Source organism: Micromonospora sp. PRAS1, from assembly GCF_059553435.1.
On sequence record NZ_JCANNB010000022.1, the window covers coordinates 23,015 to 43,300 of the forward strand.

Here is a 20,286-nt window from a genome sequence, read left to right on the forward strand (position 1 = left end):
TCAACGTCGTGTCATTCGGGTGAAGCATCGGTTTCTTGCGGCGCTCAGGGGATGGCCCGTCGACTCTCTTGACCGGATTTGCCGGGCGGGCCTATCGTCGGCCGAACCGATTCGGCGAATCGGTTCGAAGGAGGCGTCTCATGACACGTTCCATCCGGCGAGGGCGCGCGGTGGGCGCCGCCCTGTTGGCCGTCGTCATCGCCGGCCCGGCCACCGCCTGCTCCGCGGACGATCCGTCGGCCTCAGCCGGCGGGGCGTACACCATCTGGGACCCGTACCCGCAGTTCACCGACGACTCCGACTGGGTGCGGCTGCTCCAGAGCTGCGGTTCCTCGGCCGGGGTGACGATCGAACGCACCGGCTACGACACCACCGACCTGACCAACAAGGCGCTGCTCGCCGCGCAGCAGGGCAACTCTCCGGACGTGCTGGTCATCGACAACCCGGTGATCAGCACCCTGGCCGAGGCGGGCGCGCTCACCACGACCGACGAGACGAACCTCGACGTGTCGGCGATGGAGCCCAACCTGCTCGGCGCCGGGCAGCGCGACGGCAGGACGTACGGCGTGCCGATCGGCGCGAACACCCTCGCGCTCTACTACAACAAGGACCTGCTGACCGAGGCGGGCGTGGACATCGCCACGGTGACCGACTGGTCGTCGCTGACCGCGGCGCTGGTCAAGGTCAAGGCCGCGGGTAAGCGGGGCATCACCTTCTCCGCGATCGGCACCGAGGAGGGCAGCTTCCAGTTCCTGCCCTGGTTCTGGGGCGCCGGCGCCCAGTTGACCGCCCTGGACTCGCCGCAGGCGGTGTCGGCGCTGACCCTGTGGACCGATTGGCTGGCCGCCGGCCACGCGCCGAACTCCGTAATCAACAACACCCAGACCACCAGTTGGCAGGAGTTCGCCAGCGGTGACTACGCGTTCGGTGAGAACGGCACCTGGCAGCTGGCCAACGCGGCGAAGCTAGACTTCGAGTACGGCATCATCCCCATCCCGGCCCGCTCGGGCGGCACCGCACCGGCCCCCACCGGCGGTGAGTTCATCTCCATCCCGGTGCAGGGCGACACCGACCGGTACGCCACCTCGCAGCAGATCGTCACCTGCCTGACCAGCGGTGACAACCTGATCACCACGGACAGCACGCTCTCCTATATCGCCCCGGTGGCCGCCGTGCAGGACCAGCAGGTGGCGGCGAACGCCGAGCTGAAGGTCTGGGTGGACGCGGTCCGGGCGGCCAAGGGCCGTACCGGCGACGACCTCGGCACCCGGTACCCGAAGATCTCCGAGCCGCTCTGGACGGCGGTGCAGTCCGCGCTCAGTGGCGGCCAGCCGCCGCAGGAGGCGCTGTCGGCCGCGCAGCGTGCGGCGGGTCGGTGACCGCCACTCCGACGGGACGCCCACCACACCGACGTGCCGCCGGTGCCCGGTGGGCGGCCTGGGCGTTCCTGGCCCCGATCGTCGGCTACCTGGTCGCCTTCTACGCCTACCCGCTGTACCGCAACATCGAGCTGAGCCTGCGGGAATACACCGTCCGCTCGTTCGTCCAGGGCGGTGCGCCCTTCGCCGGGCTGGACAACTACCGCGAGGTGCTGGCCGCGCCGACGTTCGCCCCGGCGGTGCTGCACACCGCGGTCTTCACAGTCGTGTCACTTGTCTTCCAGTTCACCATCGGCCTGGCACTGGCGCTCTTCTTCCACCGGCACTTCCCGCTCTCCCGTACGCTGCGCGCGCTGTTCCTCGTACCGTGGCTGTTGCCGTTGATCGTGTCGGCCTCCACCTGGTCGTGGCTGCTCAACAGCGAGGCCGGCCTGGTCAACGCGGCGCTCGCGGTGGTCGGCGTGGACCCGGTCAACTGGCTGACCTCGCCCCGGTGGTCGCTGCTCTCGGTGATCATCGCCAACATCTGGATCGGCATCCCGTTCAACCTCGTCGTGCTCTACAGCGGAGTGCAGGCGATTCCACGCCAGCTCCACGAGGCGGCGGCGCTGGACGGGGCGAGCGGCTGGCAACGCTTCCGGTGGATCACCTGGCCGCTGCTGCGCCCGGTCTCGGCAATCACGCTGCTGCTCGGGCTGATCTACACGCTCAAGGTCTTCGACCTGATCTGGATCATGACCAGGGGTGGCCCCACCGACTCGTCGACGACCCTGGCCACCTGGTCGTACCGCCTGGGCTTCGGCAACCTGCTACCCGAGTTCGGGCCCGGGGCGGCCGTGGGCAACCTGCTGATCATCCTCGCGGTCGGCGCCGGAGCGGTCTACATCGGTTACGAGCGGAGGCAGCAGCTGCGATGAACCGGGCGACGCGTGACTGGTGGCGGACCGGGCTCGGAGTCCTGTTGACCGGGCTGATGCTCCTGCCCGTCTACTGGATGATCAATGTCTCGTTCACCCGGGACCAGGACCTGCGCAAGAGCCCACCGCACCTCTTCCCGGTCGACGGCACGCTCGACGGCTACCGGGCGGTGCTCACCCAGCAGTTGCCGTACGTCGGCACCAGCCTGGTGGTCGGGCTCGGCACCGTGGCACTCACCCTGGCCCTCGCCGCCCCCGCCGGGTACGCGCTGGCCAAGCTCCGGCCACCCGGTGGCGGCGCGGTCCGGTTCGTCCTGCTGATCGCGCAGATGATCCCCGGGATCATCATGGCGATGGGCTTCTACGCCATCTACCTCAACCTCGGGGTGCTCAACACCCTGCCCGGGCTGATCCTGGCCGACTCGACGATCGCGGTGCCGTTCGCCGTGCTGATCTTCACCGCCTTCATGTCGGGGATACCGGACGACCTGCTCCAGGCCGCACACGTCGACGGCGCCAACCGGCTGCGTACGTTCTGGTCGGTGGTGCTGCCGGTCAGCCGCAACGCGATCGTGACCGTGGCACTGTTCGCGTTCCTCTGGGCCTGGTCGGACTTCATCTTCGCCTCCACCCTGGCCGGTGGCGGCGATCACCGGCCCGTCACGCTCGGCATCTACCAGTACATCGGCAACAACAACCAGGAGTGGAACGCGATCATGGCCACCGCTGTGGTGGCCTCCATCCCCACCACCGTGCTGCTGGTCCTCGCCCAGCGTTACGTCGCCGCCGGGGTCACCGCCGGCGCCGTCAAGGACTGAGCCGACCGTGCCGCACGCACCCACCCCGCCGAGCGCACCGACGCGCCGACCGCATCAGCCGTACCAGGAAAGGCAGTCCGCGCCCATGACCGTCGTCCGCACCGGCCCGACGTTTTCCATCCAGGACATCCCGTTCAGCCATCGCGGATCCTGGTTCAGCATCTCCCCGGTGGTGGCCGCGCACACCCACGCCCACGACCTGCACCTGGTCTCCCACCAGACCGGAATGCATCCGGTGCTCCGACTCACACCCACCGCCGACGCCACGGTGACGGCCACCCCGGCGTTGCTGACCTGGCGCCACCAGGGCGGCCTGATCGAGCTGACCTACGATGGCCCGGAGGCCGTCCGGTTGCGCGGCCGTGGCCTCGGTCTACGGATCGCCGCCGCGCGGGACACCCTCACCCCGTTCAGCGGCAGTTATCTCTACGCCGACCCGGTCACCGGCTCGTACGTCCTCACCTCGTACGAGACCGGCCGCCGCTACCGGGTCACCCCGCTCGCCGGCGACCTGCGGGCGGTGGGTGCTGAGGCGCTCGGTACCGCCGAGCGGGCCCTGGTCCTGCCGAGCGACAAGCCGTGGGAGATCGCCGTCGAGGAGTACCGGACCGCCCGTAGCCGGTACCCGGCCGGCCGGGACTTCGACCAGCTCGTCCGGTCGATGGCCGCCGATTTCGCGAGCTTCGTCGACGCGCTGGCACCCTGGCGCGGCCCGGAGACACCCGCCGCGGAACTGGCCGCGTACGTGCTCTGGTCGGCAACGGTCGCGCCGGCCGGGTTCCTCGCCCGCCCCGCCGTGCTGATGTCCAAGCACTGGATGAACAAGGTGTGGAGCTGGGACCACTGCTTCAACGCGCTGGCCCTCGCCGGGGCCGACGCGGAACTGGCCTGGGACCAGTTCCAGCTGCCGTTCGACCACCAGGACCCGACGGGGGCGCTGCCGGACTCCGTCGCCCACTCGGAGGTACTGCACAACTACGTCAAACCACCCGTGCACGGCTGGGCGTTGCGGCAGCTACGGCGGCGACTGAACCGTCCGCTCTCCCGCGACCAGTTGTCCGACGCGTACCAGCGGCTCGCGCGCTGGACCGGCTTCTGGCTCGACCACCGTCGGGTGCCGGGTCACCAGCTGCCGCACTACCAGCACGGCAACGACAGCGGCTGGGACAACGCCACCACCTTCGACGGCGAGCGGGTCATCGAGACCCCCGATCTCGCCGCGCTGCTGCTACTGCAACTGCACCAGCTCGCCGAGTTGGCCGCGGAGCTGCGGCTACCGGAGGAGGCGGCGCGGTGGAGCCGTACCGCCGCAGGCATCCGCGCCGAACTGCTGGGCGAGCTGTGGGACGGGCAGCGGTTCACCGCCCGGAGCGCGCGCGACGGTCGGGCCCGGTCGAGCAGCAGCCTGCTCGACCTCATGCCCATCGTCCTCGGCGCGGAGCTGCCCGCCGACGTCAGCGCCGCGCTCGCCGGTGGGCTGAAGCGCCACCTGACCGCACACGGGCTCGCCACCGAGCCGGTCGACTCGCCGCACTACGCGGCCGACGGCTACTGGCGCGGGCCGATCTGGGCACCGGCCACGATTCTGATCGAGGACGGCCTGCGCCGGGCGGGGCACACCGGGCTCGCCGACGAGATCAGCCACCGGTTCCGGGCGCTCTGCGAGAAGTCCGGCTTCGCGGAGAACTTCGACGCCGAGACGGGCACCGGTCTGCGCGACCGGGCATACACCTGGACCGCCAGCAGCTACCTCCTCCTCGCCGCCGACCACCACCGTCGTCACTGACCCGGTTGACCAAGAGGTCGCGTCACGCACCCCCGTGACCGTGACGCGAACCTCTTGGTCAACGCGGGGGCAGGGGGGCCGGTCCGGTGCTGGCGCGCAGCGAGATCGGGGGGCGGTAGAGGTGGTGGCGGGGGCCGGCAGTCGGGGCGGCGATCCGTTCCAGCAGCAGCGCCACCGCCTCCGCGCCCATCTCAAGGGTGGGTACGTCCGCCGCCGTCAGCGGCGGGCGGAAGTCCTCGGCCCAGTGCGTGGCGGCCACCCCGACGACGGAGAAGTCGCGCGGCACCATCCGGCGCTCCGCCGCCAGCGCCCGCTGGATGCCGGGCAGCGCGGCCTCGTTGATCGTGGCGACGGCGGTGACCTCCGGATGGCTGGTCAACAGCCGGGTCATGGCGGCCTCACCGGCGGGCGCGTCGTCACCACAGCACAGGTCGACTCCGGTCAGGCCCCGCTCGGTCACCGCCTGGGCGAAGCCGGCCAGCGCGCGGTGGCCGGGACCGTAGCCGGCGGCGACCAGCTCGGCCGAGCGGTTCACCAGGGCGACATGTCGGTGCCCCAGATCGGCCAGGTGATGGACGCACCGGGCGATGAGTCCCTCGTAGTCCACGTCGACCCAGCTGGTGCCCGCCGGCTCGGCGGTGCGGCCGATGGTCACGAAGGGCAACCGGCTCTGCCGCAGCCGGGTGACCCGGTCGTCCTCCAACCGGATCTCCATCAGGATCACCCCGTCGACCCGGCGGCCCGTCACGATCCGTTCGAACGACCGGTCGTGGTCGCCGCCGGAGGGGGAGAGCAGCACGTCCAGGTCGGCGCGGGCGGCGGCCTCGACCACGCTGGCGACGAAACCGAGCTGCATGTCGGTCAGGCGCTGGCTGGCCGGGGGGATGACCAGCCCGAGGGTACGGGTGCGCCCCTCCTTCAACGCCCGGGCGTTGGCGTTGGGGCGGTAGTCCAGCTCGTCGATGACGGCCTGGATCCGTTGCCGGGTCGGCTCCGAGACCGCCCGCTTGCCGCTCAACACGTACGACACGGTGCTGCGGGACACGCCCGCGCGGCGGGCGATCTCCCCGATGTTCATCCCGCTCCTCGCTGTCGAATCGATTCAACCCAGGTTATGAGGGGTGTCCGGCAGGGTCAATGCGGTTGCCCGGCCGAACGCCGAACCACCGCCGGTCGGCGGACCCGGCCCAACAGCGTCGTGACACGGACGTTCTCCCGGAACCGGGTTTCCGGCTCCAACGCCGCCCGGATCCGGGCGGCGAGTTCCGTGCGCTGTTCCGGCGGGGGCAGGGCGTCGAGGGGGAGGGCCGAGTAGACGCCGCCGACGACATCGTCGAGGACGATCTCATCGGCGTACTCGACAACGACCTCATCGACGTCGTAACCGGCGGCGACCAGGCTGTCCCGGTAGCGTCGCTGGCTGGCCGCGTCGGTGCCGCAGGTCTGCGTGAGCCTGGTGCCCCACCACTGCTCCAGGCAGTCGCGCAGCGCACGGGACCAGGCGGTGTCCTGGAGCCACAGGGGTGTCCCGTTGGTCACCACGGCCACTCCTCCGCCCGGCCGCAGCAGCGCGGAAAGCCGTGCGAAGAGCGTCTGATGATCCATCCAGTGCAGCGCCTGCCCGATGGTGACCGCACCGACAGAGCCACCGCCGAGCAGCGCCACCAGCGCGGGCACGTCGGTGTCGGCACCGAGCAGCCAGTTGACGTTGTCGATGCCCTGCTCCCGGGCCGCATCGCGGGCCAGCGTCAGCATGTCCGGTTCCGGATCGACCCCGACCACCGCCCGCACCCGCGACGCGATCGGCAGGGCCAGCTGACCCGTGCCACAGCCAAGGTCGACAACCGTGTCCTGCGCCGTCAGGTCGAACGCCTTCGCCAGCGCCGCCACCACCGCCGGTGGATAGCCCCGCCGGTAGCGCTGGTAGTAGCTGGCCACCTCACCGCCGAAACCAAGTCCCATGGCGTCAGCCTTTCCTGCCGAGCCGCCCCGGACCACGGATTCTGCTGACAGCAGCACGTCCGCCCCTGACAGCAGCACCTCCGCCCCGCCGCCGGCCGGTAGCTCCGGCCAGCAAGCGACGCCCGGCGATACAGTCGGGCGATGGACGGGACGCGGGTCATCGTCGTAGTCGGCTATCCCGAGGCCGAGCTGCTGGAGATCACCGGCCTGGCCACCACCTTCACCTACGCGAACCGGGGCCGGGACACCCCGCGCTACGAGATCCGGGTGGTCTCGCCCGGCGGCCGGCCGATCACCGGCCGGTCCGGACTGACGCTGGCGGCCCAGGCCGCGCTCGAACGGCTGCACGGACCGGTCGACACCCTGATCGTCGCTGGCGGCGAGGGACATCTGGCCGCGTCCGAGGACGCCCGCCTGGTCGGACACGTACGCCGGCTGGCCCGGGAGGCGCGGCGGGTGGCGTCGGTCTGCACCGGCGCCTCGGTGCTGGCCGCCGCCGGTCTCCTCGACGGCCGCCGGGCCACCACGCACTGGATGTTCGCCGACCAGCTCGCGGCCAGCTATCCCGCGGTACGGGTCGACCCGGCGCCGATCTACATCCGCGAGGGCGCGGTCAGCACCTCCGCCGGAGTCACCAGCGCCCTCGACCTCGCTCTCGCCTTCGTGGCCGAGGACCACGGTGGCGAGGTGGCCCGGCGGGTCGCCCAGGGGTTGGTGACGTATCTGCACCGGCCGGGCAACCAGGCGCAGATGAGCATGTTCCTCGCCGCGCCGGTGCCGGACGACACCCTGGTCCGGGACCTGGTCAAGGCCATCAACGAGGCGCCGGCCGCCGACCTCAGCCTGGCCGCGCTCGCCGCCCGGGCGGCGGTGAGCGAACGTCACCTGACCCGGCTCTTCGTCGCCCAACTCGGCCAGACGCCGGCCCGGTACGTCCGCACGGTCCGGCTGGAGGCGGCGGCCCAACTGCTCGCGTCGAGCCGGTTGCCGCTGGCCCGGATCGCGGCCCGCTGCGGATTCACCTCGGCGGAGGCGTTGCGGCAGGCGTTCGTCGACCGGTACGGCGTCACACCGTCGCGTTACCGGGCCGGCTACCAGGCGTCCAAGGGGCCCGTTGAGCATCATGATCCACAAAGGTCAGTTGACCGCGGCGAGTACGAGGAAACCGATACCCAGCGGCACGTCCAGCAGCATGCAGAACTCGGCGAGCGACCGGGGCACCACCCGGTTGCGTCGATAGTGGAGCAGATCCCAGGCACCGTGCCCGGTCAGCACCAGACCGCTGAGCACGAGCCCGGCGGTCGGCGCGAGGAAGAGCGCGGTGACCGCGAGCACGCCGTACCCGATCAGGGCGGCGGTCTGGGCGGTGAGCGCCGGTCGGGACGCCCGACCGAGTAGGCCGACGGCCACCAGCACCACCGCGACGATACCGAGACCGGCCCACCAGACCAGGCCGATCAGCTTGCTCGCGGCGACCAGCAGGCCGCCGGCCGGGATGGCCGCCCAGGCCACCCAGGGGCGGTCCAGCGCGGCGGCACCGAGATAGCAGAGCAGGGCCACACCGACCACGATCGCGAGGGTCTCCCGGTCCGGGCCGCTGGCCAGGACCAGCATCGCGGTGGCCACGCCGAGCAGGCTCGGCCAGCGGTGCGTCAGCGCCGACCACCGGGGTACGTCGGTGCCGGAGGTCAATGTCGAGGCGTTCATGTGCCAGACGATGCCCGGGCCCGTCCGGACCGGTCGAGCACGTCCGCCGCCCAGGTCCGGAATCCTGGCCTGCCGGTCCGCCGACCATCGCCTACTCCGGGACCTCAGCGAGAAATCGGTGCTTCCCGGCTGGGCAGCTCAACCCAGTAACGTCGGAGACGGCCGAGTTCGGTGTCGCGGATGTCCTCGAGCACGCCGCCGTGGCGTTCGATGACCCGTGCGGAGGCCAGGTTGTGGTCCTTGCAGGTGATCAGGCAGCGGTCCATGCCACGGTCCTGCGCATGGTGCAAAACGCTGCATGCCGCGTTGGCGTTCAGCGCCGCTGCGCAGCGCGCCGCCGTCGGTATGTTGTTGTCGTCCAAGGGCGGCCTTGGGATGCTTCGGCCATGTCTTCTCCAGCAACGCGGTCTATCGACGACATCAGGGACGAGCCACTGCGGGCCCAGTTCGAGTTCTTCATCGACCTGCACCGCGCCGCGCTCACCGCCTGCCTGGACGGGCTGACCGAAGAACAGGCCCGTCGGTCGCTGGTGCCGTCCCGCACCACCCTGCTGGGCCTGGTCAAGCATGCGACATTCGTGGAGAAGGTCTGGTTCGACGAGGCGATCAGCTGCCGGTCGCGCGACGAGATCGGCATCCCCGCCACCCCGGACGAGTCCTTCATCCTGGACGACGCCGACACCATCGCCGACGTCCAGCGGGCACACCGGGAGGCCTGCGCGGCGGCCCGGCGCGCGACGGCGGCGCTCGACCTGGACGACCTGGTGCACGGCAACCGGCGCGGCCCGCTCCCGCTGCGCTGGGTCTACCTGCACGTGCTGCGGGAACTCGCCCAGCACTGTGGGCACGCCGACATCCTCCGCGAGCAGATCCTCGCCGAATGACGCCGGCCGAAGTCCCTACCAGCAGCGAAGTGGGTGAGATGGCGGAACCGGCGGTGGCGGAAGCTGCGGCGCTGCTTGGACGGGCCCGACGGGTGGTGGTCTTCACCGGCGCGGGCATGTCGGCTGAGAGCGGGGTGCCGACCTTCCGCGACGCCCTCACCGGGCTGTGGCGGCGCTACGACCCGCAGGCGCTCGCCACACCGGAGGCGTTCCACGCCGACCCGGCGCTGGTCTGGGGCCCGGCCGCCGAGGTACCCCAGGTCGCGGCGAGGTGCGGTGGCACGGTGATCCAGATCAATCCGCAGCCGACGCCGCTGGACGCGGTGGCCCAGGTGAACCTGCGCGGTCCGGCCGCCCAACTGCTTCCCGCTCTGGTGCGTGCCGCCTGGGACGCCTGACCGCCGCGTCTGCACCGCGCCACTAGGGACGTTCGGTTCGGGTGGGGTTGCCGCGTACCACCTGGTCGTGGATGCGCCAGCGAGCCGTGGTGGCGGAGCGTACCGCGGCCTCGTCGGCCTGCGCGAGGCGCTGTCGCAACAGGTGCAGGGCGAGACGACGGTTGAGGCTGAACTGCCGTTCGGTGTCGACCACGACGACCATCCCCGAGGGGTGGTGCGTGACCCGCACCGCAGTGCTGGCCTTGTTCCGATGTTGGCCACCGGGACCGCCGGTGCGACAGGCGACGATCTCGACGTCCGACTCCACGAACGGTGTGGTGGCGGCGTCCACCCGGCACGGTCGGGCGGTCACGTACCAGTTCTTCCGGCCGGTGCCGGCCCGGTACGGGCTCGGCGCCTGCCAGCAGAGCGTCCCGGTCCAGGTGGCGGCGAACGCCTCGGCACCGGGACCCTGGATCTCGATCACGACCGATCGGTAGGTGCCGGGCCGGTCACCGGCAACGCTTTCCACCCGGCGGGTGGGCAACCGTTGCCGAGCGGCGTCGGTCTCCAGGCGGCCCAGCAGGCGAGCCAGGGCCCAGGCACACTCCTGCGGACCACGTCCGGCGGAGAGCAACAGCTGCACGCTCACCGCCGGCCCCGCGTCCGGCGGTCCCGCCGCCCTGCCGTACCGGGATCGGCCGTCTTGTACGTGACCAGCGGGACCGTGGTCACCACCGGGGTCGCCAGTCGGTGCTCGACCAGGTCGGCGATCACCTGCTCGATGCGTTTGTAGGCGGTCGGCGCCTCCTCGAAGAGCAACTGGCGGTCGCCGCACACCACCAGGGACCCCACCGGCGTACGACGCAACTCCTCGACGGTGTGCTTGACCCGGCCCCGGCGCAGGGCGTCGGCCCGGGACATCTTGCGGCCGGCGCCGTGCGCCACCGAATGGTTGGCCTCCGGCCCGGCGTGCGCCGCCACCAGGTACGACGGGGTGCCCCGGGTGCCGGCGACCAGCACGTCCCGGCCGTCGCCCGGCGCCGCACCCTTCCGGTGCAGGTAGCGCCCGTCGCGTACCTCGACCAGGTTGTGACACTGGTCGACGATCGGCTCGGTCGGCTCGGCGCCCAGCGCGTGGGCGACCCGGGCGGCCAGCAGCCGCCGGTTGAGCGCACCCCAGCGTACGGCCTCGTCGTGCCTCGCCAGGTACGCGTCGGGGTCCGGCGCTGGGCCGGCGCCGTACCGCTCGGTGTGTTCCCGCAGGATCCGCTCGCCGAGCCCGCGGGAGCCGGTGTGGACGACGAGTACGAGGTCACCGGCGGCCAGCCCGAGCCGGCTCGCGTGCGCCGGGTCGAGAACGGTGCCGACGCGCGCCAGCTCGACGAAGTGGTTGCCCCGGCCGACCGTGCCGAGGCCCTCGGTGTGGCCGGCGGGAATCTCGCCGGCCAGAACGGCCCAGGCCGGATCGTCGGCGTCGCGCTCCGGGTCCAGCGGACGGTCCAGGTCGGGGAAACGCGCGGCCAGCTTCTCCGGTACGGGCCGTTTGAGTTTGATCGGGAAGACCGCGATGCCGCAGCCGATGTCGGAGCCGACCAGGAACGGGTACAGCACGGTCGAGGCCATCGCGGCGCCGATCGGAGCGCCCTTGCCGGGATGTAGATCGGGCATGGCGGCGATGTGGATCATGCCGTCGAGGGCGGCGACCTGATGGCACTGCGCGACGGCGTCGGACTCGATCCAGCTGGTGGGGGAGGCGAAAACGGTGATCGTGGCCGGGTCGGTCGCAGGCGGACGCGACTGCCGCAGGCTGGGCTGAGACAAGGAAGGGACTCTCCTGGGAAGCAGGATGCACGGACGGCGGGCGTGATGGCACGGGCGGACGCCGGAGATGTCTCGGCGCGCCAGGGGTGCGGTCCGTCAGAACGTCATGACGCAGACCCTGCCGGAGCCGTACCGCCCGGGCAACCGATTATTCCGCCGTCCGGCCCGTCGGTCACCGACTGTCCGACCCCGTCGCTATCCTCACGCCTCGTGACGTCGCAGCTGAACGAGATGCCCGCTGACCTGGTGGAGTTGTTCGCGGACGGGGCCTTGCGTCCGCGTGCGCTGACCGTGCCGCTGCCGCCCGGGCGGACGGTACGCGGTGACGAGGGTGCCGGTGAGCGACCGGTGTTGTGGTTGACCGACGGCCCGGCGCCGGCCGGGCTCTGGTCGCGGCTGCACGCGGCACACGACGACTCCGGGCTCTGGCCGTTGCTGCTGGACAGCCTCCCCGGTGACCCGTCCCGCCCCTGGGACCAGGGCGAGTTCTGGCCGCGTCCGGCGTTTTCCGCAGCGGAGCATGACGTCGAGCGGCTGCTCGCCGACTGGTGGGCGTCCTACACCGACACCGACGAGGCCGAAGACATGCTCGCCCCGGCGGAGCGGCTCGCGGTGACCGCCCCGTACGGCCGGGACTGGCCCGGCCTCGCCCCGGCGGCCCAGCCACGGATGGCGCCGCAACAGCACGCGGAGCACTGGGCCGAGCAGCTGTCGCAGGCCCAGCCCAGCATGCGTCTCGGCCTGGTCGCCGCGGAGCGGGGCAGCGCCGCGTTGGCGGCCCTGGGCTGGCAGGGCGCGGTCAACTACACAAACGACACCGGCAAGCTCGCTGCGGTGTTGGGCAGTTGGGAGGAGCGGTTCGGGGTCCGGGTGATCGGCGTCGGCTTCGCCGAGCTGTACCTGAGCGTCGCCGCGCCGCCGAAAGACCTCGCCGAGGCGCTGCCGATCGCCGCCGAACACTTCGCCTTCTGCCCGGACAACGTCTGGCAGGGGCAGCGCCCCTGCACGCTGCCCGCCTACGCCGATCGCCTGGTCGACGCCCCGACCTGGGCGTTCTGGTGGGACTGAGCGCCCTGCTCAGAGGGCGGGATCCTGCGGACGGTCGGCGGTGAGGGTGACCAGGAACGCGGCGTGGTCGGTGGTGCCGGCCATGCCGATCGACCGGGTCGACTCGATGGTGATGTCGGCCGTGGCCATGAACTGCTGCACCCCGCCGTCGTGCCGGTGCCGATAGCCGGCCGGCACGCAGGAGCGTACGTCCGGCGCGCCGCCGTGCCGCAGGTTGAGGTCGCCGCTGACCACGGTGGGCTGGTAGCGGGCGCGGGCGTGCAACTCCGGGATGGCCACGCCGAGCAGGTGCGAGCACTGGGCCAGGGCGAGCGTCGAACTGGTGTACGCCAGGTGCGTGGTGCAGGCGAAGTAGGCGTCGGTGGCGTCGACGCAGAGCCAGGCCCGCTGTTCCGGGTCTGCCGGGTCCTGCGCCGGGTAGAACCCGTTGTGCACGGTGTGCCCACGGTCCGGTGCCGCGAGGTGGGCCAGCACCCCGACGCCGTACTGCTCCCCGTTGACGCAGCGGTACGGGTCGCCGGTGCGGCCGTTGCGGGCCGGCTGGAAGGCGGTCACCACGGTGCCGTCGTGCACCTGCGTCATCGCCTGCTCCAACGCTTCCACGTCGCCGGAGCAGATCTCGTTGAGGGTGACCACGTCGGGCCGTTCGGCGCGGATCACCTCGGCGGCCCGGTCGACCGAGCGTCCGGTGTAGCAGCCCTTCGCCATGCCGCTGTTGCAGAGGTTCATCTGGAGCACCACCAACCGGGTGGGCTCGGCGGGACGCGCCACCGAGCAACCGGCCAGCAACGCGGCGAGGAGAACCAGGCTGACGGCCAGCGGCGGCCGGGGAACCCGGTACGGACGACCAGCCATGCACCTGCCCTGCGCTCGCGGAAGGGTGGCAAGTGTATCGGCATCCTCGATCCGACCGGCTGGCATCATCGCTCTCCGCGATCATGGTTGCCGAGTCGCGTGACCGCCCCGGCTTGCCGAATGACGGCCACCTCGCACTCGTCGCGCTATGGAGAAATAGGTATGGCCCGATCTGTTTACCTCATTCTTCGCGCCGTCCTACTCTGCGGCTGCCGGTGATCCCGGCGTTCCCTAGCCGGCAGGAGAAATCGTTGCGATTCACTTCGGTGTTGCGTGCATGCACGGCCCTGGCGCTGACCCTCGTCACCGTGGTCGCCGCGCCGACCACCGCCACCGCGACGACCGGTGCGGCGTCCACCCTGGCGATACCTGACATCTCGCTGACCAACACAAAGGCGCATCTGCAACAGTTCCAGACGATCGCGACCTCCAACGGCGGCAACCGACGCTCGACCAGCGCCGGCTACACCGCCTCGGTGACCTACGTGTACAACAGACTGGTCGCCGCCGGATTCACCGTGACACGGCAGAACTGCACCTCCGGCTGCACAAGTGGAGCCGGCCCCAACGTGATCGCCGACTGGCCCGGCGGTGGGGACCCGAACAGCGTCTACCTGTTCGGCGCGCACCTGGACGGCGTCTCCGCCGGTCCGGGCATCAATGACAACGCATCCGGGTCGGCCACGCTGCTGGAGATCGCCCTGACCCTCGCGGCGACCAATCCGAGCCTGACCAGCCGAGTCCGGTTCGCCTTCTGGACCGACGAGGAGCAGGGCCTCAACGGGTCCAGGTTCTACGCCAACACCCTGCCCAGCACGGAACGAGCGAAGATCAAGGCGTACTTCAACTTCGACATGGTGGGCTCCACAAACGGTGGCTACTTCATCAACCGGATCACTTCCGTACCCGGCCAGACGCTGAAGGCGTACTACGACTCCATCGGCGTGCAGACCGAGGAGAACACCGAAGGCGCCGGCCGCTCCGACGACGCCCCCTTCAACGCGATAGGCGTGCAGACCTCGGGCGTGGCGGCGGGCGCGTCCCGGGTGAAGACCGCAGCGCAGGTGGCCAAGTGGGGCGGCACACAGAGCGCCTTCGACCCCTGTTACCACCGGGCGTGCGACACGTACCCGAGCAACATCTCCGACACCGTGCTGAACCGGGCCGGCGACGCCGCCGCGTACGCCCTGTGGACCCTCGCTGCCGGAACCCCGGCGACGGTGATCTGGTCGGACACCTTCGAGACGGCCACCGGCTGGACCACCAACCCCGCCGGCACCGACACCGCCACCGTCGGCCTCTGGGAGCGCGGCGTCCCGCAGGCCACCAACTCCAGCGGCCCAAAGCAGCTCTCCGCCACCATCTCCGGCACGAACAACCTGGTCACCGGCAGACTCGCCGGTACGTCCGCAGGCGACTACGACATCGACGGCGGTACGACAAGCGTCCGCTCGCCCGCCATCACGCTGCCCGCCACCGGCCCACTGACGCTGAAGCTGTCCTGGTATCTCGCCCACGGCAGCAACGCCACAAGCGCGGACTTCTTCCGGGTCTCCGTCGTGCACAACGGCGGCACCACCGCCCTGTTCACCCAGTCGGGCAGCGCGACCAACCGCGACGCCGCCTGGGCGTCGGGCAGTTGGAGCCTCACCGGCTACGCCGGCCAGTCGGTACGGATCCTCATCCAGGCAGCCGACGCGGCCACCGCCAGCCTGGTGGAGGCCGCCGTCGACGACGTCGTCATCACCCAGGGATAGCCCGGCGTCGACCTCCACGGCGGCCGTCGTCCCAGCACCGGGACGGCGGCCGCCGAGCGTTAGGCTGGGCACTGTCGGTCCACGGCTCCGTCGCCATCGGCTCGTCCTGCCGGGCCGACACTGCGGAGTCTCGTCCTGCCGGGCCGACACGGCCGGAGTTCAGCATCGGCTAAGGAGGCGGAGATGGCGGTAGGAATATTTGCCGGCATTCCGGTGCGTGACTATGACACCGCCTTGGCGTGGTACCGGCGACTGCTTGGCGCTGAGCCTGCCTTCTACCCGAACGAAACCGAGGCGGTCTGGCAGTTGGCCGAGGATCGTTACGTGTACATCATCCAGGATCTTGACCGAGCCGGCGGTGCGGTAAGCATGATCTGGGTCGACGACCCGGTCGCCGAGGTCGCGAACATTTCCGGGCGTGGTCTGGAGCCGGTCAACGTCGAAAAACACGAGTCGGTATGGAAGTACGTGTTCCGCGACAGCGACGGCAACGAGATCGGAATCGGCGGAGACATCTCGACGACCGGGCGATAACCGGCGCAGCGCCGGGACCGAGCCGACCCGGCGACTCCTTCGTTGACAACATCATCCGTGTCCCCATACGCTTAACATGTTGGTTAAGTGAAGGGGGCTTCCGATGGCTGGCACCGATCAGCTCAGCGCGGTGTTCTCGGCGCTCGCCGACCCGACCCGACGGGCGATCATCGCCGAGCTGGCCGAGCGCGACGCCACGGTCACCGAGCTCACCGCTCCGTTGTCCATCTCGATGCCGGCGGTGTCGCGGCATCTGAAGGTGCTCGAGCGCGCCGCGCTCATCTCGCGGTCCCGCTCCGGCAAGTGGCGCGCGAGTCACCTCGAAGCTGCTCCGCTGCGCGAGGCGGCCGACTGGATCGAGCGCTACCGGCGGCTCTGGGACTCGTCCCTCACCCGCCTCGATGCTCACCTCGCCGCGGTGCAGGCCGCCGGAGTGGCCCCGGACCGGATCGCCGACGACCCCAGGGAACTCGAATGAACACCGAAACTCCGCAGCTCGTCATCTCCCGCGTGGTCGACGCGCCCCGGGAGCTCGTCTACCGAGCCTTCACCGACCCCGACCACCTGGCGGCGTGGTGGGGCCCGACCGGCAACTCGCTGCCGCGCGACACGATCGAGTTCGACGTACGCCCCGGCGGCTATCAACGGTGGACCGAGGTCAACGCCGCCGTACCCGACCTTCGCGTGCACGTCCACTTCGACCTCACCGACGTCGCCGCCGGCGAACTGCTCGAAGGCGTCATGCACGTCAGCGGCCGGCTGCCGGCGGGCATTCAGCCGTTCGAGTCCAGGCTCCGGATCGAGTTCCATGACGAGGCCGACCGGCGGACGCGACTCGAGATCCGCCAATGGCTCCCCGAACACCTGGCACACCCCAGCGAGGAGGGTTGGCGCCAGGCGTTCACCAAGCTGGCCGCCACGCTGATGAACGTCCGGACCGTTGCAGTTGATCATCGAGAGGTAGCGACATGGCCAAGCTGATCTACCTGACGAACGTGTCGCTTGACGGCTACATCGAGGACGAACGCGGCAACTTCGCCTGGCTCCCACCCGACGACGAGGTATTCGCGTTCACCACCGACCTCCTGCGACCGGTCGGCACCCTCCTCTACGGGCGGCGCCTGTACGAATCGATGGCCGTCTGGGAAACCGACGCCGCCCTGGCCGCGCGGTCCAAGCTCATGGCCGACTTCGCGACCGTCTGGCAGGCGCCGAACAAAGTCGTCTACTCCACGACCCTCGCCGCGGTGTCCACCGCCAACACCCGACTCGAACGCCTTTTCGACCCCGCCGCGGTACGCGAACTGAAGGCCACGGCCAGCAGCGATCTCACCGTCGGCGGTGCCAACCTCGCGACGCAGGCTTTCCAGGCCGGGCTGGTCGACGAATGCCAGCTGTTGGTCTGGCCCGTGATCGTCGGCGGAGGCAAGCCGGGGCTGCCGACCGGCATGCGCGCCGACCTCGAACTGCTCGATGAGCGCCGATTCCGGAACGGCGTCCTGTACCTGCGCTACCGAACGTGACGGCCTCGTCCACGGAGACGATCTTTACCTGCCGACGCCCGCGGTCGGTCAGCAGAGCCTCAGCGGCGGGTCTGCCCGTAGCGGAATCGCTTGGCCTCGGGCGGTGATGTCGACAAGGCTTCGGTGGTGCCCGACCTGATCGACATCATGCTCGGCGACATCCGCCTTTCGCTGCGGGTATGGCCCGCCACTGAGCCGGCCCACCCTCCCGTCGTGCTCTTGCACGCCACCGGAGAAGCCGCCTGCGACTGGGACGTGATCGCGGCGGAACTGGCCGCCGAGCGTACGGTCTATGCCGTCGATATGCGCGGCCACGGTGCCAGTGACTGGCCCGGCACGTACCGGTTGGAGTTGTTCGGCCAGGACGTCCTCGGCCTCCTCGACCGCCTCGGCACAAACGTGATCGACCTGGTTGGACACTCCCTCGGCGGCCTGGTCGCCTGCCTGGTTGCCGCGGCGCGACCCGGGCACATCCGCCGGCTGGTGTTGGAGGACGTGCCGTTTCCACATCTGCGTCCGCCCGCCCCGCCCGAGCGGCCGGCGGGGGAGTTGCCGTTCGACTGGCGGGTGGTGGAGCAGGTCCGCCCCGAGATCGACGATCCGGATCCGGGGTGGGCCGACGTCGTCGCCCGGATCACCACACCCACGCTGCTGATCGGTGGCGGCGCGCCGAGCCCCGTACCCCAGCAGCAGGTCGCCGAGCTCGCCGACCGGCTGGCCGAGGCCCGGCTGGTCACCATCAGCGCTGGCCACCTGGTGCACAAGAGCGCGCCGGGGGCGTACCTCGACGCGATCGTCCCCTTTCTCGGTGCGTGAGCAGGAACAGGCTTTCTGCCGCCGCCCGGCGCAAAGACCGGCAAGGGCGACTCGCTGCCGTCGGCGGCTCGGACTGTCGCCGAGTGCGGGAGATCGCTTAGCCTCGGCTGGTGGAAGACGGGCTCCTTCGTCGGCTGCGGGTCGAGCAGGCCCGCGCGCTGCTCTACGACGCCGACCCGCACCACGCGGTGATGCTGGCCTGCGATCTGCTGGTGGCCGGTGTCGGCGGCGAGGCAGTGGTGGCGCTCGCGGCGCAGTCGGCTCGGACACTGCCGGTGCATGAGGCGAATCGGCACCTGGCCGCCGTGACCGCCGAACTCGGGCTGCCGGAGCCGGCCCTGCCGACCGCGGTGACGCTGATCGCGGTCGACACCGGCGAGCGGATCCTCGACCGGAGCATCTCCGCCGAGGAGGGAATCCACCGGCTCTACGTCGTGGGACACGAGGGCAGCCCGCTCAACGACCTGCTCCCGGCGGTCGCCGCCCTGGCCGAGCGTCTCGAAACCGACCTCGACGGACACGCCGACGACGACCTGCAAACCCGCCTGACCGCCCTGTCCCGCACCATCCTGAACCGCAGGCCATCCTGAACCGCCGTGTCGACCATGAGGTTGGCGGCAGCGGAGAGGATCAACTTCGCCGCTGACCTCATGGTCAACCGAATGGATCAGGTGCTGGTCAGCCCCGTAGCGGGTAGGGGACGAAGGTGCTGCGGTTCTCGTCCACGTCGAGTTGGCGGCTGATGGGTGGGGCGGCGCGTTGCGGGCAGGTCATCCGGTCGCAGGTCTTGCAGCCGGGGCCGATGGGGGTGGCGGCCTCGGCGGCGTGCAGGTCCATCCCGGTGGAGTAGACCAGTCGGCTGGCGTGCCGGGTCTCGCAGCCCAGCCCGATCGCGTACACCTTGCCGGGTTGGCCGTAACCGCCGTGGTGCCGGGTGATGGTGCGGGCGATCCACAGGTAGCGTTGGCCGTCCGGCATCGCGGCGACCTGGGTGACCACGCGGCCGGGTGAGCTGAACGCCTCGTAGACGTTCCACAGTGGACAGGTGCCGCCGGTGCGCGAGAAGGGGAAACCGGTGGCGGACTGGCGTTTCGACATGTTCCCGGCCCGGTCGACCCGGACGAAGGAGAACGGCACCCCGCGCGCCCGGGGCCGTTGCAACGTGCTGAGCCGGTGGCAGACCGTCTCCCAGCCCATCGCGTAGTGCTGGGTGAGCAGCTCGATGTCGTACCGGCGCTGCTCGGCGGCGGTCAGGAACTGCTCGTACGGCAGGATCAGCGCCGCGGCGAAGTAGTTGGCCAGGCCGACCCGGGTCAGTATCTGGGTCTGCATGTCGTCGAACTGCTCCGACTCCACGATCTCGTCGATGACGTCGGCGAACTCGAGCAGCGCGATCTGGGCGGCCATCCGCATGGCCTCCTGCCCGGACCGCAGCGACGTGGACAGGTGCAGGGTGCGCGTCTGTGGGCGGTACCGGTGCAGCTCGTCGCCGAGCGCGGCCGCGTCCTCACGGCGTACGCGTACCCCGTGTTGCTGCGCGAGACGGTCGCGCAGCAGCCCGCGGACCTCGCCGCGACGCAGCCCCATCTGCGCGGCCAGTCGCTCGGCCTCCTCGTCCAGGTCCGGTACGTAGTTCTGCCGCCGGTAGAAGAACTCGGTGACCTGGTCGTGCGGGCTGCGGCCGACCCGTTCGCGGTCGCCGACCAGCTCGGCGAGCTGCTCGTCCACCTGCTGGTAGCGGCGGTGCAGCTCGATGACGGCGGCGGCGACCTCGGGCAGCCGGGTGGCCAGCTCGGTCAGCTCGGCGAGGCCGGCCCGACCGGGCAGCGCCTCCCGCAGGCCGGTGACCAGGCGCGGGGTGTCGTGCGGGGCGAACACCGTCGGGTCGACGCCGAAGAGCTCGGTGATGCGCAGCAGCACCGGGACCGTCAGGGGCCGGGTGTCGTGCTCGATCTGGTTGAGGTAGCTGGGGGAGATGTTCAGGTGTCGGGCCAGCTCGGTCTGGCTGAGGGCCCGTTCCTCCCGCATCCGACGCAGCCGGGCCCCGGCAAAGGTCTTGGCCAACGCCCTCACCTCCCT

At 70.7% G+C, this 20,286-nt stretch carries 22 protein-coding genes; 15 read left to right on the forward strand and 7 right to left on the reverse strand.

What is annotated here, in order from left to right; genetic code table 11:
- The first annotated feature begins 140 nt into the window (after positions 1 to 140).
- The 4 genes from AC507J_RS20480 (at position 141) to AC507J_RS20495 (ending at position 4,900) form a co-directional block, all read left to right on the forward strand.
- Positions 141 to 1,379, forward strand: a complete 1,239-nt coding sequence (locus AC507J_RS20480) for a sugar ABC transporter substrate-binding protein (RefSeq protein ID WP_496290782.1) — start codon at positions 141 to 143, stop codon at positions 1,377 to 1,379.
- A complete protein-coding gene (locus AC507J_RS20485) occupies positions 1,376 to 2,296 on the forward strand; it encodes a carbohydrate ABC transporter permease (RefSeq protein ID WP_496290783.1) in 921 nt (306 codons plus the stop codon). The genes AC507J_RS20480 and AC507J_RS20485 overlap by 4 nt, the downstream gene beginning before the upstream one ends.
- The gene (locus AC507J_RS20490) at positions 2,293 to 3,114 is read left to right on the forward strand and encodes a carbohydrate ABC transporter permease (protein WP_496290784.1); all 822 of its coding nucleotides are present in this window, start codon (positions 2,293 to 2,295) and stop codon (positions 3,112 to 3,114) included. The genes AC507J_RS20485 and AC507J_RS20490 overlap by 4 nt, the downstream gene beginning before the upstream one ends.
- A gap of 85 nt (positions 3,115 to 3,199) precedes the next feature.
- A complete protein-coding gene (locus AC507J_RS20495) occupies positions 3,200 to 4,900 on the forward strand; it encodes an amylo-alpha-1,6-glucosidase (protein WP_496290785.1) in 1,701 nt (566 codons plus the stop codon).
- 58 nt (positions 4,901 to 4,958) lie between these two features.
- On the opposite strand, the gene AC507J_RS20500 is transcribed toward AC507J_RS20495, so the two are convergent.
- Complete coding sequence (locus tag AC507J_RS20500) at positions 4,959 to 5,978, reverse strand: LacI family DNA-binding transcriptional regulator (protein WP_496290786.1); 1,020 nt, start codon at positions 5,976 to 5,978, stop codon at positions 4,959 to 4,961.
- 56 nt (positions 5,979 to 6,034) lie between these two features.
- Positions 6,035 to 6,862 carry a class I SAM-dependent methyltransferase gene (locus tag AC507J_RS20505; RefSeq protein WP_496290787.1) on the reverse strand — a complete coding sequence of 276 codons (828 nt, stop codon included), beginning with the start codon at positions 6,860 to 6,862 and terminating at the stop codon, positions 6,035 to 6,037.
- A gap of 141 nt (positions 6,863 to 7,003) precedes the next feature.
- Here AC507J_RS20505 and AC507J_RS20510 point away from each other — a divergent pair, with 141 nt between their 5' ends.
- Entirely contained in the window at positions 7,004 to 8,260 is a 1,257-nt protein-coding gene (locus tag AC507J_RS20510) for a GlxA family transcriptional regulator (protein WP_496290788.1), read from the forward strand.
- 413 nt (positions 8,261 to 8,673) lie between these two features.
- Here AC507J_RS20510 and AC507J_RS20515 read toward each other — a convergent pair whose 3' ends face one another.
- On the reverse strand, positions 8,674 to 8,931 hold the full coding sequence (locus AC507J_RS20515; protein WP_496290789.1) for a GNAT family N-acetyltransferase: 258 nt from the start codon (positions 8,929 to 8,931) through the stop codon (positions 8,674 to 8,676).
- A gap of 24 nt (positions 8,932 to 8,955) precedes the next feature.
- On the opposite strand from AC507J_RS20515, the gene AC507J_RS20520 reads away from it, so the two are divergent.
- Positions 8,956 to 9,453 (forward strand): DinB family protein, encoded by a 498-nt coding sequence (locus AC507J_RS20520; RefSeq protein ID WP_496290790.1) that lies wholly within the window; start codon positions 8,956 to 8,958, stop codon positions 9,451 to 9,453.
- A 38-nt stretch (positions 9,454 to 9,491) separates the two neighbouring features.
- Positions 9,492 to 9,851: a Sir2 family NAD-dependent protein deacetylase gene (locus AC507J_RS20525; protein ID WP_496290854.1), complete on the forward strand. Its 360-nt coding sequence runs from the start codon at positions 9,492 to 9,494 to the stop codon at positions 9,849 to 9,851.
- Between the two features lie 22 nt (positions 9,852 to 9,873).
- Here AC507J_RS20525 and prfH read toward each other — a convergent pair whose 3' ends face one another.
- A complete protein-coding gene (gene prfH / locus AC507J_RS20530) occupies positions 9,874 to 10,482 on the reverse strand; it encodes a peptide chain release factor H (protein ID WP_496290791.1) in 609 nt (202 codons plus the stop codon).
- On the reverse strand, positions 10,479 to 11,654 hold the full coding sequence (locus AC507J_RS20535; protein ID WP_496290792.1) for an RNA ligase RtcB family protein: 1,176 nt from the start codon (positions 11,652 to 11,654) through the stop codon (positions 10,479 to 10,481). Before AC507J_RS20535 ends, prfH begins: the two co-directional genes overlap by 4 nt.
- 210 nt (positions 11,655 to 11,864) lie before the next feature.
- Here AC507J_RS20535 and AC507J_RS20540 point away from each other — a divergent pair, with 210 nt between their 5' ends.
- Positions 11,865 to 12,722, forward strand: a complete 858-nt coding sequence (locus tag AC507J_RS20540) for a DUF4253 domain-containing protein (RefSeq protein ID WP_496290793.1) — start codon at positions 11,865 to 11,867, stop codon at positions 12,720 to 12,722.
- 9 nt (positions 12,723 to 12,731) lie between these two features.
- Here the strand turns inward: AC507J_RS20540 and AC507J_RS20545 are convergent, their stop codons facing one another.
- Entirely contained in the window at positions 12,732 to 13,577 is an 846-nt protein-coding gene (locus AC507J_RS20545) for an endonuclease/exonuclease/phosphatase family protein (protein WP_496290794.1), read from the reverse strand.
- 266 nt (positions 13,578 to 13,843) lie between these two features.
- On the opposite strand from AC507J_RS20545, the gene AC507J_RS20550 reads away from it, so the two are divergent.
- From AC507J_RS20550 to AC507J_RS20580, 7 genes are all read left to right on the forward strand, one after another.
- Positions 13,844 to 15,334 (forward strand): M20/M25/M40 family metallo-hydrolase, encoded by a 1,491-nt coding sequence (locus tag AC507J_RS20550; protein ID WP_496290855.1) that lies wholly within the window; start codon positions 13,844 to 13,846, stop codon positions 15,332 to 15,334.
- A gap of 183 nt (positions 15,335 to 15,517) precedes the next feature.
- Positions 15,518 to 15,868, forward strand: a complete 351-nt coding sequence (locus AC507J_RS20555; RefSeq protein WP_496290795.1) for a VOC family protein — start codon at positions 15,518 to 15,520, stop codon at positions 15,866 to 15,868.
- A gap of 103 nt (positions 15,869 to 15,971) precedes the next feature.
- Positions 15,972 to 16,346, forward strand: a complete 375-nt coding sequence (locus AC507J_RS20560; RefSeq protein WP_496290796.1) for an ArsR/SmtB family transcription factor — start codon at positions 15,972 to 15,974, stop codon at positions 16,344 to 16,346.
- Positions 16,343 to 16,849: an SRPBCC family protein gene (locus AC507J_RS20565; protein ID WP_496290797.1), complete on the forward strand. Its 507-nt coding sequence runs from the start codon at positions 16,343 to 16,345 to the stop codon at positions 16,847 to 16,849. The genes AC507J_RS20560 and AC507J_RS20565 overlap by 4 nt, the downstream gene beginning before the upstream one ends.
- Positions 16,837 to 17,391 carry a dihydrofolate reductase family protein gene (locus AC507J_RS20570; protein WP_496290798.1) on the forward strand — a complete coding sequence of 185 codons (555 nt, stop codon included), beginning with the start codon at positions 16,837 to 16,839 and terminating at the stop codon, positions 17,389 to 17,391. Before AC507J_RS20565 ends, AC507J_RS20570 begins: the two co-directional genes overlap by 13 nt.
- 126 nt (positions 17,392 to 17,517) lie before the next feature.
- A complete protein-coding gene (locus AC507J_RS20575; protein WP_496290799.1) occupies positions 17,518 to 18,207 on the forward strand; it encodes an alpha/beta fold hydrolase in 690 nt (229 codons plus the stop codon).
- 110 nt (positions 18,208 to 18,317) lie between these two features.
- On the forward strand, positions 18,318 to 18,797 hold the full coding sequence (locus AC507J_RS20580; protein WP_496290800.1) for a hypothetical protein: 480 nt from the start codon (positions 18,318 to 18,320) through the stop codon (positions 18,795 to 18,797).
- Positions 18,798 to 18,885: 88 nt separating this feature from the next.
- Here AC507J_RS20580 and AC507J_RS20585 read toward each other — a convergent pair whose 3' ends face one another.
- The gene (locus AC507J_RS20585; RefSeq protein ID WP_496290856.1) at positions 18,886 to 20,280 is read right to left on the reverse strand and encodes a short-chain fatty acyl-CoA regulator family protein; all 1,395 of its coding nucleotides are present in this window, start codon (positions 20,278 to 20,280) and stop codon (positions 18,886 to 18,888) included.
- Positions 20,281 to 20,286: the final 6 nt, after the last annotated feature.

Coding starts and splice junctions, on each gene's coding strand:
- AC507J_RS20480 (WP_496290782.1), top strand. CDS start 141: ATGACACGTTCCATCCGGCGAGGGCGCGCGGTGGGCGCCGCCCTGTTG.
- AC507J_RS20490 (WP_496290784.1), top strand. CDS start 2,293: ATGAACCGGGCGACGCGTGACTGGTGGCGGACCGGGCTCGGAGTCCTG.
- AC507J_RS20495 (WP_496290785.1), top strand. CDS start 3,200: ATGACCGTCGTCCGCACCGGCCCGACGTTTTCCATCCAGGACATCCCG.
- AC507J_RS20500 (WP_496290786.1), bottom strand. CDS start 5,978: ATGAACATCGGGGAGATCGCCCGCCGCGCGGGCGTGTCCCGCAGCACC.
- AC507J_RS20505 (WP_496290787.1), bottom strand. CDS start 6,862: ATGGGACTTGGTTTCGGCGGTGAGGTGGCCAGCTACTACCAGCGCTAC.
- AC507J_RS20510 (WP_496290788.1), top strand. CDS start 7,004: ATGGACGGGACGCGGGTCATCGTCGTAGTCGGCTATCCCGAGGCCGAG.
- AC507J_RS20520 (WP_496290790.1), top strand. CDS start 8,956: ATGTCTTCTCCAGCAACGCGGTCTATCGACGACATCAGGGACGAGCCA.
- AC507J_RS20525 (WP_496290854.1), top strand. CDS start 9,492: ATGGCGGAACCGGCGGTGGCGGAAGCTGCGGCGCTGCTTGGACGGGCC.
- AC507J_RS20545 (WP_496290794.1), bottom strand. CDS start 13,577: ATGGCTGGTCGTCCGTACCGGGTTCCCCGGCCGCCGCTGGCCGTCAGC.
- AC507J_RS20555 (WP_496290795.1), top strand. CDS start 15,518: ATGGCGGTAGGAATATTTGCCGGCATTCCGGTGCGTGACTATGACACC.
- AC507J_RS20560 (WP_496290796.1), top strand. CDS start 15,972: ATGGCTGGCACCGATCAGCTCAGCGCGGTGTTCTCGGCGCTCGCCGAC.
- AC507J_RS20565 (WP_496290797.1), top strand. CDS start 16,343: ATGAACACCGAAACTCCGCAGCTCGTCATCTCCCGCGTGGTCGACGCG.
- AC507J_RS20570 (WP_496290798.1), top strand. CDS start 16,837: ATGGCCAAGCTGATCTACCTGACGAACGTGTCGCTTGACGGCTACATC.